The sequence below is a fragment of the Bradyrhizobium sp. CAR08 genome (genome assembly GCF_052871955.1).
Genome location: NZ_JBIXJX010000009.1, coordinates 303,729 through 317,367 on the forward strand (window position 1 = coordinate 303,729; position 13,639 = coordinate 317,367).

11 protein-coding genes and 1 pseudogene are annotated in these 13,639 nt (G+C 65.2%); 8 read left to right on the forward strand and 4 right to left on the reverse strand.

The annotated features are described in order from the left end of the window. Positions 1–60 precede the first annotated feature (60 nt). The 3 genes and pseudogenes from ACIPUD_RS21025 to ACIPUD_RS21035 all read left to right on the forward strand — a co-directional run bounded on the left by ACIPUD_RS21025 (position 61) and on the right by ACIPUD_RS21035 (position 2,873). Positions 61–734, forward strand: a pseudogene (locus ACIPUD_RS21025) (response regulator transcription factor). Continuing rightward, positions 731–2,107, forward strand: coding sequence for a sensor histidine kinase (locus ACIPUD_RS21030; protein WP_018458073.1), 1,377 nt, complete (start codon positions 731–733; stop codon positions 2,105–2,107). The pseudogene ACIPUD_RS21025 and the gene ACIPUD_RS21030 overlap by 4 nt, the downstream one beginning before the upstream one ends. Positions 2,108–2,210: 103 nt before the next feature. Continuing rightward, positions 2,211–2,873, forward strand: a complete 663-nt coding sequence (locus tag ACIPUD_RS21035; RefSeq protein ID WP_446481459.1) for a class I SAM-dependent methyltransferase — start codon at positions 2,211–2,213, stop codon at positions 2,871–2,873. A 4-nt stretch (positions 2,874–2,877) separates the two neighbouring features. Here the strand turns inward: ACIPUD_RS21035 and ACIPUD_RS21040 are convergent, their stop codons facing one another. From ACIPUD_RS21040 to tpiA, 3 genes are all read right to left on the reverse strand, one after another. Continuing rightward, entirely contained in the window at positions 2,878–4,509 is a 1,632-nt protein-coding gene (locus ACIPUD_RS21040) for a CTP synthase (protein WP_007590604.1), read from the reverse strand. Positions 4,510–4,675: 166 nt separating this feature from the next. Further along, positions 4,676–5,062 carry a preprotein translocase subunit SecG gene (gene secG, locus ACIPUD_RS21045; RefSeq protein WP_007590603.1) on the reverse strand — a complete coding sequence of 129 codons (387 nt, stop codon included), beginning with the start codon at positions 5,060–5,062 and terminating at the stop codon, positions 4,676–4,678. Between the two features lie 157 nt (positions 5,063–5,219). Further along, entirely contained in the window at positions 5,220–5,978 is a 759-nt protein-coding gene (tpiA, locus tag ACIPUD_RS21050) for a triose-phosphate isomerase (protein ID WP_085353242.1), read from the reverse strand. A gap of 223 nt (positions 5,979–6,201) precedes the next feature. On the opposite strand from tpiA, the gene ACIPUD_RS21055 reads away from it, so the two are divergent. From ACIPUD_RS21055 to moaC, 4 genes are read left to right on the forward strand one after another with little or no spacing between them, the layout of a single operon-like run. Then, positions 6,202–8,100, forward strand: coding sequence for a SurA N-terminal domain-containing protein (locus ACIPUD_RS21055; RefSeq protein ID WP_446481460.1), 1,899 nt, complete (start codon positions 6,202–6,204; stop codon positions 8,098–8,100). Positions 8,101–8,114: 14 nt separating this feature from the next. Next, positions 8,115–9,128: an anthranilate phosphoribosyltransferase gene (gene trpD / locus ACIPUD_RS21060; RefSeq protein WP_085362122.1), complete on the forward strand. Its 1,014-nt coding sequence runs from the start codon at positions 8,115–8,117 to the stop codon at positions 9,126–9,128. A gap of 7 nt (positions 9,129–9,135) precedes the next feature. Continuing rightward, the gene (gene trpC / locus ACIPUD_RS21065; protein ID WP_018458078.1) at positions 9,136–9,957 is read left to right on the forward strand and encodes an indole-3-glycerol phosphate synthase TrpC; all 822 of its coding nucleotides are present in this window, start codon (positions 9,136–9,138) and stop codon (positions 9,955–9,957) included. Between the two features lies 1 nt (position 9,958). Next, a complete protein-coding gene (gene moaC / locus ACIPUD_RS21070; RefSeq protein ID WP_018458079.1) occupies positions 9,959–10,501 on the forward strand; it encodes a cyclic pyranopterin monophosphate synthase MoaC in 543 nt (180 codons plus the stop codon). A gap of 9 nt (positions 10,502–10,510) precedes the next feature. Here moaC and ACIPUD_RS21075 read toward each other — a convergent pair whose 3' ends face one another. Then, complete coding sequence (locus ACIPUD_RS21075) at positions 10,511–10,612, reverse strand: Flp family type IVb pilin (protein WP_085353576.1); 102 nt, start codon at positions 10,610–10,612, stop codon at positions 10,511–10,513. A 141-nt stretch (positions 10,613–10,753) separates the two neighbouring features. Between ACIPUD_RS21075 and ACIPUD_RS21080 the strand changes: the two genes are divergently transcribed. After that, entirely contained in the window at positions 10,754–13,486 is a 2,733-nt protein-coding gene (locus ACIPUD_RS21080) for a bifunctional diguanylate cyclase/phosphodiesterase (protein ID WP_446481461.1), read from the forward strand. Positions 13,487–13,639 lie beyond the last annotated feature (153 nt).

Below are 13,639 nucleotides of genomic sequence, written 5' to 3' on the forward strand. Positions count from 1 at the left end.
GCAATGCTGCCGCAATGATACGGCCGCTAGAATGGCGCGATTGAGGTTGAGGTGCGGATCATGCGGATTTTGCTCGTCGAGGACGAGGTCGAAATGGCCGACGCGCTGGCGTCGGCGCTGAAGCGCTACGACATGGTGGTGGACCACGCCCCCACGCTCGCGGAGGCGGAAGAGGCCATTTCTGCCGACGTCCACGCCGCCGTCCTGCTCGATCGCCAGCTTCCCGATGGCGACGGTCTCACCCTGATCCCGAAACTGCGGGCGCGCGCCGACGGCGTGCCGATCATCGTGTTGACGGCGCGCGGCGAACTCGCCGACCGGGTCGCGGACTGGACTGCGGGGCGGATGATTATCTGTCAAAGCCGTTTGCGGTAGAGGAATTGCTGGCGCGGCTGCGCGCCGTGCTGCGCCGGCCCGCCGGGCTGCATCCCGACATCATGCACGCCGGCCGCCTCGCCTTCGATTTCGGCCATCGCGAGGCAAGCATCGACGGGGCTCCGCTCGAGCTGCCGCGACGCGAGCTCCTCGTGCTGGAAGCCCTGGTCCGCCGCATGGGCCGGACCGTGCTGCGCTCCGCGCTGGAAGAAGCCGTCTACAGTTTCGACGACGAGATCCAGTCGAATGCGCTCGATACGCACGTGTCGCGCCTGCGCCGCAAACTCTCGGAAGCCGATGCGCGCGTGGAGATCCACGGCATCCGCGGCGTCGGCTATCTCTTGAAGAAGCTGCTATGAGCAAGCACCACGAACCCTATTGCCTGCGCTCGCGGCTGAGCTGGCGCCTGCTGTCGCTCCAGGCGGTGCTGCTCACGGCGCTCGTTGCCGTCGTCGTCGGGGCATTGAGCGCGTCGGGATTCGTGATCGCCGGGCGCGACGAAGATCGCGTGATCGATATCGTCCAGCGCGCGCTCGGACGCGACGCGCAAGGCGACCTGGTCCTGCGGCCGACGACCGAGCTGAAACAATTGCGCAGCGAGACCCCCGATCTCTGGTTCCTGGTCCGCGACAGGCAGGGACATTCGCTAAGCGAAGGCGCCGTGCCGGCCGAATTCGCCGCCATCGGCAGCGGCCTCGACCAGATCAGCCAGGCCCGGCTCGGCTGGCAGCTGTTCGAGGACGATCCGCGCAAGCCCCCGGCGCGGCTGAAGCGGGTCGATACCGACGCCGGCAATGTGCAAATCATCACGGCGACGCAAGGCAAGCTCACGGGCGCCAAGGCGTTGATCATGACATCGCTTGCACTGCTCGGCATCGCCCTGCCTGGCCTGCTCCTCATGGGAACGGCGACGTTCATCGCCACGCCGATGATCGTGCGGCGCGCCTTCGAGGCGCTCGATGCGACGGCGGACCAGGCGCGGCGCATCGACATCCATCAACGCGGCGCGCGGCTGTCGCTGGACCGGATTCCGCTGGAAGTCGTGCCGCTCGTGACCGCGGTCAACGACGCGCTGGCGCGGCTAGACCAGGGCTATGCCCGCCACAAGCGCTTCGTCGCCGATGCCGCACACGAGTTGCGCACACCGATCGCGATCCTGAACACGCGGCTGGAGTCGCTTCCAGCGGGGCCGGACAAGACCCGGTTGCTGGAGGATTCCGCGCGGCTGGCAACGCTTGCCGAGCAGCTGCTGGACATTCAAAGGCTCGACCGCTGCGGCCATCCCTTCACGCGCGTTGACCTCGTCGCAATCGCGCAAAGCGCGGCCGCAGATCTTGCGCCGCTGGCCATTGCCGCCGGCTACGAGTTGGCGCTCGACGCCCCCTCCACGCCGGTCGAAACGATCGGCGATGCGGCGGCGCTGGAGCGCGCGCTGACCAACCTTGTGCAGAATGCGATCCAGCACGGCCCGCGCCGCGGCACCATAGGCATTCGTGTCAGCAGGCCCGCGAGCATCGAGGTCACGGACGAAGGCGCCGGCATTCCGGCCGATCAGCGCGAACAGATATTCGAACCGTTCTACCGGCTGACACCGCTGGATCGCGGTGCCGGCCTCGGTCTCAACATGGTGCGCGAGATCGTGCTCCTGCATGGCGGCCACATCTCGGTCGCGGACACGGCGATCGGCGGCGCGTGCTTCAGGATGTCACTGCCGCCCGTCCGGGAGAATTGACGCAATCGACAGGCGGCACGCAATGCTGTCGCAATGCACTCAAGCGATTGTTCGGCCGCCTCACCTCTGACCTGCGAGGCGCAACCAAGATGCCGGAGTGCGCATGCTCAACGAATTCCTCTCGTTCTTCCTGTCATGGATGTCAGCCCCGCGCCGCGTCGGCGCGATCGCGCCGTCAGGCGCGGCGCTGGCCGATCTCATCACCCGCGAGATCACCGCATCGACCGGCCCTGTTCTCGAGCTCGGCCCCGGCACCGGCGCGTTCACCTACAAGCTGCTCAAACGCGGCGTGCGCCAGCAGGACCTCACGCTGATCGAATACGGCTCCGACTTCATGAAGGTGCTCCAGATGCGTTTTCCGAACGCGCGCGTCTTGTGGATGGATGCAGGGCGGCTCGCAACGGAGCGCCTCTATGACGGCGCGCCCGTCGGCGCGGTCGTGAGCGGCCTGCCGCTGCTCAACATGTCGACGCGCAAGGTGGTCTCGATCGTCGGTGGCGCGTTCAGTCATGTCCGCCCCGGCGGCGCCTTCTACCAGTTCACCTACGGCATGAGTTGTCCGATCCCGCGGCCCGTGCTCGACCGGCTGGGCTTGCGCGCAAAGCTGGTGGATCGTGCCCTGCTGAACGTGCCGCCGGCCGCCGTCTACAAGCTGACGCGACGGCCGCAGATGAAGCTCGTCACGGGATCGCTTGCGCCTGATACGTCAATGCCGGCCGCGCCGGAGCCGATGCATCTTGCAGGTGACTGCACCGCCACGCGCTGAGCGATTACACCAGGCGGCTCTGAACCATTGCCGCGCGAATGAACGACGCGAACAGCGGATGCGGCTCGAACGGTCGCGACTTCAGTTCCGGATGGAACTGGACGCCGATGAACCAGGGGTGATCCTCGTACTCGACGATCTCCGGCAGCACGCCGTCGGGCGACAGGCCCGAGAATTTCAGCCCGTGCTGCTCGAGGCGATCCTTATAGGCGGTGTTGACCTCGTAGCGATGGCGGTGGCGCTCGGAAATCTCGGTCGCGCCGCCATAGACTTCCGAAACGCGGCTGCCGCGATTGAGCGCCGCGGGATAGGCGCCCAAGCGCATCGTGCCGCCGAGATCGCCGGCGTTGGTGCGCTTCTCGAGCTCGTTGCCGCGCAGCCATTCCGTCATCAGGCCGACCAAGGGCTCCTTGGTCGGGCCGAACTCGGTGGAGTTGGCCTCCTCGATCCCGACGAGATTCCGAGCTGCCTCGATCACCGCCATCTGCATGCCGAAGCAGATGCCGAAATACGGCACGTCGCGCTCGCGCGCGAACTGCGCCGCGCGGATCTTGCCTTCGGCGCCGCGCTGGCCGAAGCCGCCGGGCACCAGAATGCCGTTGACGTGCTCGAGGAACGGCGCGGGATCTTCCTTCTCGAAGATCTCGCTTTCGATCCAGTCGAGATTGACCTTCACCTTGTTGGCGATGCCGCCATGGGAGAGCGCCTCGATCAGCGACTTATACGCATCCTTCATGCCGGTATACTTACCGACGATGGCGATGGTGACGTTGCCCTCGGGATTGCGGATGCGCTCGTTGATCTGCTGCCAGCTCCGCAGCTCCGGCGGAATCCGCGAGCCGATGCCGAAGGCGGCAAGCACTTCGTCGTCGAGGCCTGCCGCATGGTAAGCCTGAGGGACAGCGTAGATGCTGTCGGCGTCGCGCGCCTCGATGACGGCGCTCTCGCGCACGTTACAGAACAGCCCGAGCTTGCGCCGTTCCTCCTTCGGGATCTCGCGATCGGTACGGCAGAGCAGGATGTCCGGCTGGATGCCGATCGAGCGCAGCTCCTTGACGGAGTGCTGCGTCGGCTTTGTCTTCAGCTCACCGGCGCTCGGGATGTAAGGCAGCAGCGTCAAATGAATGTAGATGGCGTGATCGCGCGGCAACTCGTTCTTGAGCTGGCGGATCGCCTCGAAGAACGGCAGGCCCTCGATGTCGCCGACGGTGCCACCGATCTCGACCAGCACGAAGTCGTAATCGTCGTTGCCGTCGAGGACGAAATCCTTGATGGCGTTGGTGACATGCGGAACCACCTGGATGGTCGCGCCGAGATAATCGCCGCGCCGCTCCTTGGAGATGATGTCCTGATAAATGCGCCCGGTCGTGATGTTGTCGGCCTTGGTCGCCGGCCGCCCGGTGAAGCGCTCATAGTGACCGAGATCGAGGTCGGTCTCCGCGCCGTCATCGGTCACGAACACTTCGCCGTGCTGATACGGCGACATCGTTCCGGGATCGAGATTGAGATAGGGGTCAAGCTTGCGGAGGCGGACCTTGTAGCCCCGAGCTTGCAACAGGGCACCGAGTGCCGCTGAAGCCAGACCCTTGCCGAGCGAAGAAACCACGCCGCCGGTGATGAATATGTACCGCGCCATGGGGCTTAACCTCTAATCCCTCGAATTCGATTCGCCAAAGCGATTCGTATTCCGCCCCAAACATTTTGCGGGGCTGTGGGTGAGCCAGAACTGAAAGTGGTGACAGAGCCTTGATAGGGATTGTTGATCCAGGACGGTAGAAGCCGCCCTGCATGGCCCCCCTGTTTTATTGCGAACGCGGTACCTGCGGGCCGCTCGGTGCCGGAGCCTGCTGCTGCTCGTCGGCCTTCTTCAGCGAATCCAGGATGCCACCCGAGGTCGGCGGCGCGATCGGTCCGCCCCCGGCCGGCTGTGTCTGCGACGCCGGCGCACCGATGATCGACGACGGCTTGCGGTCGTAGCCGGCATACCAGGACAGGAACAGGCTGGTGAGGAAGAAGCCGACGGCCAGAATCGCGGTGGTCCGCGTCAGAAGGTTCGCCGTGCCGCGGCTCGACATGAAGCCTGCGCCGCCTCCCATGCCGAGGCCCCCGCCTTCCGACTTCTGGAGCAGGACGGCGCCGATCATAACGGTGACGATCATGAGGTGAATGACGATGACAACGGTCTGCATAGTGTCCTTCCGTCACAAGCCGACAGCGCCGAGACGGCGGCCAATCGTGCTTCGCGGGGTTTTCCTGAAGTTGCGCGGTGTTACACGATCGGACGGGGCATTGCCACCCCCGATCAGCCCCGGACCAGTGGTTTGAACCAGCCAGGGACGGCCCTGCCTAATTAGGGCAGCCCTGCGCAATCGCAAGGAAATCGGCCGCCTTCAGACTGGCCCCGCCGACCAGCGCGCCATTGACGTTCTTCACGGCCATCAGCTCGGCCGCGTTCGAGGGCTTGACCGAGCCGCCATAGAGAATGCGCATCCCGGCGCCGTCGGCCTTGAACCTGGAGGTCAGGAATTCCCGGATAAAGCCATGAATCTGCTCGACATCCCGAGACGTCGGGGTCAGGCCGGTGCCGATCGCCCAGACCGGCTCATAGGCCACGACCAGATTGGCGGAGGTCGAGCCATCCGGCAGCGAGCCGGTGAGCTGGCCGCGCAGGATATCCAGGGTCTGGCCCGCATCGCGCTGGCCCTGCGTCTCTCCGATACAGACGATCGCCGTCACCCCGGCGCGCCAGGCGGCCTCAGCCTTCTGCCGGATCAGGGCATCGCCCTCGCCATGGTCGGCGCGGCGCTCGGAATGGCCGACGATGACGGCGGTCGCACCCGAATCCGCTAGCATTTCGGCGGCGATGTCGCCGGTATGGGCGCCCGAGGCTTTGGGGTGGCAATCCTGGGCCCCCACCGCGACCTTCTTGCCGCGTGCCTTCTCGGCAAAGGCAGCGATCAGGGTCGCCGGCGGGCAAACCAGCAGCTCGGCTTTGCCGGCCACCTCTGCCGCGCCATTGAGCATGGCGTCGAATTCGGCAGTCGAGGCCTTGAGGCCGTTCATTTTCCAGTTGCCGGCGATCAGGGGGCGGATGGCATCGGTCATGTCAAATTCCAGCAAAATTTGGTTTGTTCATGCGCTAGCAGAGGTCCCGTGGCAGTTCCAGAGACCAGGGGCTTTTAACCGCAGGGATCGAAAGCCCGCTAGACCCGAGGTTGCGGGGGGAAAGCCACCACTTTATGATGATTGATCAATTTGGTGACGCGCTTTTGCGGAATCTGCATTAAGACGCGCTCCCGTTCCCCTCCTGCCAAACAAGTTGGACCAAATGCTTCGAGGAATGCGCAAGGCCTCATCAAACTGGCTCGGCAAGACCATTATGGCCATTGTGATGGGCGTGCTGATCATCAGTTTCGGCGTTTGGGGCATTGCCGACATCTTCAAGGGTTTTGGGCAATCCACCGTGGCCAAGGTCGGCGGCACCGAGATTTCGTTGAACGAGTTCCGCCAGATTTACACTGATCGCCTCCAGCAGATCAGCCGCCAGTTCGGCCGGCCGCTGTCGCCTGAGCAGGCGCGCGCCTTCGGCCTCGACCGTCAGGTGCTCCAGCAGACGATCGCGGAAGCCGCCCTCGACGAAGAGGCGCGCCGGCTCGGGCTCGGCCAGTCCGACGACCAGATCCGCCAGCTCATCATGAACGACCCGAACTTCAAGGGCGTCGGCGGCAACTTCGATTCGAACCGCTTTCAGTCCGTGATCCGCAATTTCGGCTATACCGAGCAGCGCTACGTTTCGGAGCAGCGCAAGGTCTCACTGCGTCGGCAGATCACCGGCACGATCGGTGCCGGCCTCGAGCCGCCGAAGGCGATGCTCGACGTGCTGACGCGCTTCCAGAACGAGCAGCGCGCCATTGAATTCGTCAGGCTCGACGCAGCCCAGGCAGGCACCATCGACGCGCCATCGCCGGAGGCGCTCGCCGCCTATTTCGAGGATCACAAGGTCCAGTTCCGCGCGCCCGAATATCGCAAGATCGCGTTCGTCGTGGTCTCGCCGGAGGAGATCGGCAAGTGGAGCGAGGTGTCGGACGAGGACGCCAAGAAAGCATTCGACCAGCGCAAGGACCGGCTCGGCACGCCGGAGAAGCGCCAGATCCAGCAGATCGTATTCCCCAACGCCGCCGAGGCACAGGCCGCACGCGAGCGGCTCACCAGCGGGACGTCGTTCGAGGACCTCGGCAAGGAGCGCGGACTGAGCGCGTCTGACGTCGATCTCGGGCTCGTGACCAAATCCTCGCTCGATCCCGCCGTTGGAGACGCTGTCTTCGCGCTTCCCGCCGGTGAAATCAGCCAGCCGATCCAGGGCCGTCTCGGCACGTCGATCGTCAAGGTCGAAAAGATCGAGCCGGGCACTGAGGCGAACTACGCGAGCGTTGCCGCCGACATCAAGCGCGAGATCGCCACCGAGCGTGCGCGCGTCAAGGTCGCCGATCTCCGCGACAAGTTGGAAGACGAGCGCGGCGGCGGTGCCAGCGTGATCGACGCGGCGCAGAAGCTCGGCCTCACCGCCTTGACCATCGACGCCGTCGACCGTTCCGGCCGAGCGCCGAGCGGCCAGCCGGTCTCCGGCATTCCGCAGGGCCTCGACGTGGTGTCGCAGGCCTTTAACACCGATGTCGGCGTCGACAATGACTCGATCTCGTTCAAGGGCGGCTATGTCTGGTACGACGTGCTTGCCATCACGCCCTCGCGCGACCGCAATCTCGACGAGGTTCGCGACCAGGTCGAGGTGCGCTGGCGCCAGGACCAGATCGCGACCAAGCTGAAGGCCAAGGCGACCGAGATGGTGCAGAAGCTCGAATCTGGCGGCAAGCTCGCCGACGAAGCAGCCGCGATCGGCGCCAAGGTCGAGACCGCCACCGGCTTCAAGCGGGACGACTCGCCCGCCAGCGTGCCCGCGGCCATCGTGTCGGCCGCCTTCCGCGTCGCCAAGGACGGCGTCGGGCAGACGGCAGTGACCGGCGGCACCGAGGTGATCGTGTTCCGCGTTACCGAGATCATCGATCCCACCGTCGATGCCGCTTCCGATGCGGTCAAGAAGCTGAAGGACAGTCTCGACCGCGCGCAGACCGAGGAGCAGGTCGCGTCCTACGTCAACAAGCTTGAAACCGACATCGGGACCACGATTAATCAGGCCGCCTTCGCGCAGGTGACCGGCGCGAACCAGTGAGTTGAAAGCACGCGATGGACGACCTGAAATCGATCATTGGAAAAGTGGCGACCGGCGCCAGCCTGTCGCGTGACGAAGCGGCTTCCGCCTTCGACGCCGTGATGTCCGGCGAGGCTACGCCCTCGCAAATGGGCGGCCTGCTGATGGCGTTGCGGGTACGCGGCGAGACCGTGGACGAGATCACCGGCGCGGTCTCGGCCATGCGCTCCAAGATGCTCACGGTCGATGCGCCCGCGGACGCCGTCGACATTGTCGGCACCGGCGGCGACGGCTCCGGCTCGGTCAATGTCTCGACCTGTGCCTCCTTCATCGTTTCGGGCGCCGGTCTGCCGGTGGCCAAGCACGGCAACCGCGCGCTATCGTCGCGTTCGGGCGCTGCCGACGTGCTGGCTTCGCTCGGGGTGAAGATCGATCTGAGGCCGGAGCAGGTCGGCCGCTGCATACGCGAATGCGGCATCGGCTTCATGTTCGCGCCCGCCCATCATCCCGCCATGAAGAACGTCGGCCCGACACGGGTGGAGCTTGCGACACGCACGATCTTCAACCTGCTCGGTCCGTTGTCCAATCCGGCCGGTGTGAAGCGGCAGATGGTCGGCGTGTTCTCCCGGCAATGGGTGCAGCCGCTGGCGCAAGTGCTCAAGAACCTCGGCTCTGAATCCGCCTGGGTCGTGCACGGTTCAGACGGCCTCGACGAAATCACCCTCACCGGCCCGACCTTCGTCTCCGCGCTCCACAATGGCGAGATCCGGAATTTCGAGGTGACGCCGGAGGACGCGGGCCTGCCGCGCTGCGAGGCCGGTGCACTCAAAGGCGGCGACGCCGACGCCAACGCTATCGCCTTGCAGGGCGTGCTCGACGGCAAACCGAGCCCCTACCGTGACGTCGCGCTGATCAACGCCGCTGCCGCATTGGTCGTGGCGGGGCGTGCCGGGGATCTCAAGGAAGGTGTCGTGATCGGCGCAAAATCACTCGACAGCGGCGCGGCGCGCGCGCGGCTGAAACATTTGATCGCGGTCTCGAACGGCTGAGCCTGACATGTCGGACATCTTGACCAAGATCGAAGCCTACAAGCGCGAAGAAATCGCTGCGGCCAAGCGCGCGCAGCCGCTGTCGGCGGTAGAGGCGAAGGCCAAGGCGCAAGCAGCACCGCGCGGCTTCCTGCGCGCGATCAAGGCCAAGCACGCCAATGGCGACTACGCGCTGATCGCGGAGGTCAAGAAGGCGTCGCCGTCAAAGGGCCTGATCCGCGCCGATTTCGATCCGCCGCTGTTGGCCAGGGCCTATGAGGCCGGCGGCGCTGCCTGCCTGTCCGTGCTGACGGACACGCCCTCGTTCCAGGGCCATCTCGACTTCATGGTGGCGGCCCGCGCGGCAACGTCACTGCCGGTGCTGCGCAAGGATTTCATGTTCGACATCTATCAGGTGGCGGAGGCCCGCGCGCACGGCGCCGACTGCATCCTGATCATCATGGCGGCGCTCGATGATGCCGCGGCCAAGGAGCTCGAGGATGCCGCCATCGCCCACGGCATGGACGTGCTGATCGAGATCCACGACCGCGCCGAGCTTGACCGCGCGCTGAAGCTGCGTTCGCCGATGATCGGCGTCAACAATCGCAATTTGCGCACCTTCGAAACCACGCTTGCGACCAGCGAAACATTGGCGCCGCTGATCCCCGGCGACCGGCTGATGGTCGGCGAGAGCGGCATCTTCACGCCCGCCGATCTCGCCCGGCTCGAGCGCGTCGGCATGTCGACCTTCCTGGTCGGCGAGAGCCTGATGCGGCAAGCCGATGTTACCGCTGCGACGCGCACATTGCTGGCGCGCGAGACGACGGCGCGCGCGACGGGCACGCGCTGACATGGCCCGCAAGCCGACCGCGACGAAACCAGCCAAGTCCGAGTCCAAGACCCAGTCCAACACCAAGACCGGCCCTGCCCTCACCCATATCGGCGCCTCCGGCGAGGCGCGGATGGTTGACGTGTCGGACAAGCCCGCCAGCGAGCGGCTCGCGGTCGCGGAAGGACGCGTCGTCATGACCAGGGCGACGCTTGACCTGATCGTGTCCGGCAACGCCAAGAAGGGCGACGTGCTCGGCACCGCCCGCATCGCCGGCATCATGGCCGCCAAGCGCACCGCGGAGCTGATCCCGCTCTGCCATCCGCTCGCGCTGTCGAAGGTGACGGTCGAGATCGAGCCAGACGCAACGCTGCCAGGCTGCCTCGTCCGCGCCAGCGTGAAGGTCACGGGCCCGACCGGCGTCGAGATGGAAGCGCTCACCGCGGTCTCGGTCGCCTGCCTCACCATCTACGACATGATCAAGGCGGTGGAGCGCGGCGTGCGCATCGAAGGCATCCATCTGGTCGAGAAGCTCGGCGGCAAGTCCGGCCATTACCGCGTCTGATTGCGGCTGCTACTTCAACGACGCGCTGATCGACCCGAATTTTGAATTGAGCTTGCTGCCCAGGCCGTCCACCACGGCGACGATCGCGAGCGCAATCAGCCCATACTCGATCGCATATTGATTGCTTTTGCGAGAGTCCCTTCACGGCCCATTAACCCAGCTTGCTAACTTCGCCTCCACTCCGTTCCCGTAAACCAACGGATGTTTCCGGGGGCACGATTGACCCTGGCGTGTGCACGACAACGATTGATCATGATGACGGGATTCAGCAGTCGCCTTTTTGACCAGGCCTTCGTGCGCAGCGGACCGATCCGCTGGCTGGTGGTGGGCGGCACGCTGTTGATCGCTGCGATCGCCGTCGGCGCGACGCTGATGGCGCAGAATTTCCGCGAACGTGCGCTGCGCAGCTCCGGGCGCGAGCTGGAAAACACCGTGCTGATGCTGGCCCATCATTTCGACCAGCAATTGCAGGATTTCGCGGTCATCCAGAAGGATTTCGTCGACTACGTCCGCGCAAGCGGCATCACCAGTGCGGCGGACTATCGCAAGCGCCTCGCCGGCCAGGACCTCCACCGGATGCTGCGTTCGAAGATCGAGGCACTGCCCTACATGGGCGGCGTCAATATCATCGATGCCGAAGGCAATTTGATCAATTCGTCGGCGGCATGGCCGGCCCCGAACGTGAACGTTGCCGATCGCGCCTATTTCCAGACCTTCCGGTACGATCCCGACGCTCCCGACGTCCTGATCGAGCCACTCTACAGTCGCATCTCCGGCGCATGGACCATCCTGATCGTGCGCAAGGTCGTCGGACCGAACGGCGAATTCATGGGTGTGGTCGGACGCGGCATCGAGCCGGCAAACTTCGAAAAATTCTTCGAGTCAGCCGTGCTCGGCGAAAGCACGACGATCTCGATGCTGCACCGGGACGGCACGATGCTCGCCCGTTATCCCCATTCCAGTGAATTGATGGGACGGAATTTCAAGAACGGTCCGTTCGCGCATCAAAGGGTTTTCGGGCTCGACCATTTTACCGGCCGCTTCATGAGCCCCGTCGACGGCGAGGACCGGCTGATTTCCTCACATGCCCTGCCTCACTTCCCGATCCTGATGATGGCCACCACGACGCGCGCGACGGCCCTGACGGACTGGCGCGAGCAGATCGGCATCCTGATCTCGGTCGCGGCCTCTTCCACGCTCGCCATCGCGGGCGTGTTGATCGCGATCGTTCGCAAGCTCCTGGAGCAGCATCGTCTTTCGCGGGAACGGCTGACGCTGGAAAAGCAGCGTCTCGACCGCGCCGTCAACAACATGACCCAGGGCCTGCTGCTGTTCGACGCCTCGCAGCAGCTCGTGATCTGCAATCAGCGCTACATCGAGATGTACGGGCTGTCGGCCGAAATCGTGAGACCCGGCTGCAGCTTTCACGACATCATTGCACACCGCAAAGCCACCGGCTCGTTCACCGGCGATGCGGACCAGTATGTCGCACGGGTCCTGCGCGACGTCCACGTGCGCAATTCCATGGTGGTCGAGACCTCCGACGGTCGCTCGATCCAGATCGTGAACGAACCGCTCACGGATGGCGGCTGGGTGGCGACGCATGAGGACATCACGGAGCGCCGGCGTATCGAGGAGCGCATCACCCATCTCGCTCATTACGACGCACTGACCGACCTGCCCAACCGCACCATGTTCCACGAGCATCTGCGTCAGGAACTCGATCTCGTCGCCGGCGGCGAACAACTCGCGGTGCACTACATCGACATCGACGAGTTCAAGGGCGTCAACGACGCGCTCGGGCATCTCGTCGGCGACGAGCTCCTGAAGTCGGTCGCGCAGAGCCTCCACCGCTGTGCGGGGCCGGCGGACTTCGTGGCACGCCTCGGCGGCGACGAATTTGCCATCGTCCAGAGCGCGGTGACATCACCGGATCAGGTCAGCGAGCTCGTCGCGCGGGTGTTTGAGGCCATCCGGGCGCCGTTCGACTGCATGGGGCATCATCTTGCCACCGACGCCAGCATCGGCATCGCGCTGGCGCCGCAACATGGAACGGCGCTGGACCAGATCCTGAAGAACGCGGACATGGCGATGTACGCCGCCAAAGCCGCGGGGCGCCGCACCTATCGCTTTTTCGAGTCGGAGATGGACGCCAAGATCCACGAGCGGCGGCAGCTCGAGATCGACCTGCGCCACACCATCGCTCAAGGTGGGCTCGAAGACGGCCTCGAGGTGTATTACCAGCCCTGCCTCAGCCTGAAGGACGACCGCATCACCGGCTGCGAGGCGCTGGTGCGCTGGCGCCATCCCGAGCGCGGCATGGTCTCGCCGGCGGAGTTCATCCCGATCGCCGAGGACACCGGCCTGATCAACGAGATCGGCGAATGGGTGCTGGCGACCGCCTGCCGGGATGCGGCGAACTGGCCCGACGACATCCGCCTCGCCGTCAACGTCTCGCCGGTGCAGTTCAAGAGCGGCACGCTGGCGCTGAAGATCATGGCAGCGCTTGCCGCCTCCAATTTGCCGGCGAGCCGGCTCGAGCTCGAGATCACCGAGGCGGTGCTGATCCGCGACGACGACACCGCGCTTGCGATCCTGCATCAACTCCGCGCCATCGGCGTCCGCATTGCGCTCGACGATTTCGGCACCGGCTACTCCTCGCTGAGCTATCTGCACCGCTTCCCCTTCGACAAGATCAAGATCGACCGCTGCTTCGTCAACGACATCGCCGGCCCCGACCGCTCCGCCAGCATCGTGCAGGCGGTCGTCAATCTCGCGGCCGCCCGCCGCATGACCACCACGGCCCAGGGCGTCGAGACCGAGGAGCAGCAGCGGTTGCTGCGCGCGCTCGGCTGCTCCGAGATGCAGGGCTATCTGTTCAGCGCCGCAAAGCCCGCCGACAAGGTACTGGAGCTGTTCGCAGCTCATCGCAGCCGTCTCGCCCGGCGTAATGGCGAGGAAGGCCGGCGCCGCGAGGCAAGCTAGTTCGGACCTCGTGGTCGGCGCAGCGGCATTCCCAGAAGCTCTCCTCGATACACACGACGCAGGGTGTCGCGGAGGTCATGCAATTGCTGGAGTTGCGGGTCCAGCGGCGAGGTCTGGTCGAGCGCGACCGCGCCCGCCGCTGGGCCGAGCGCG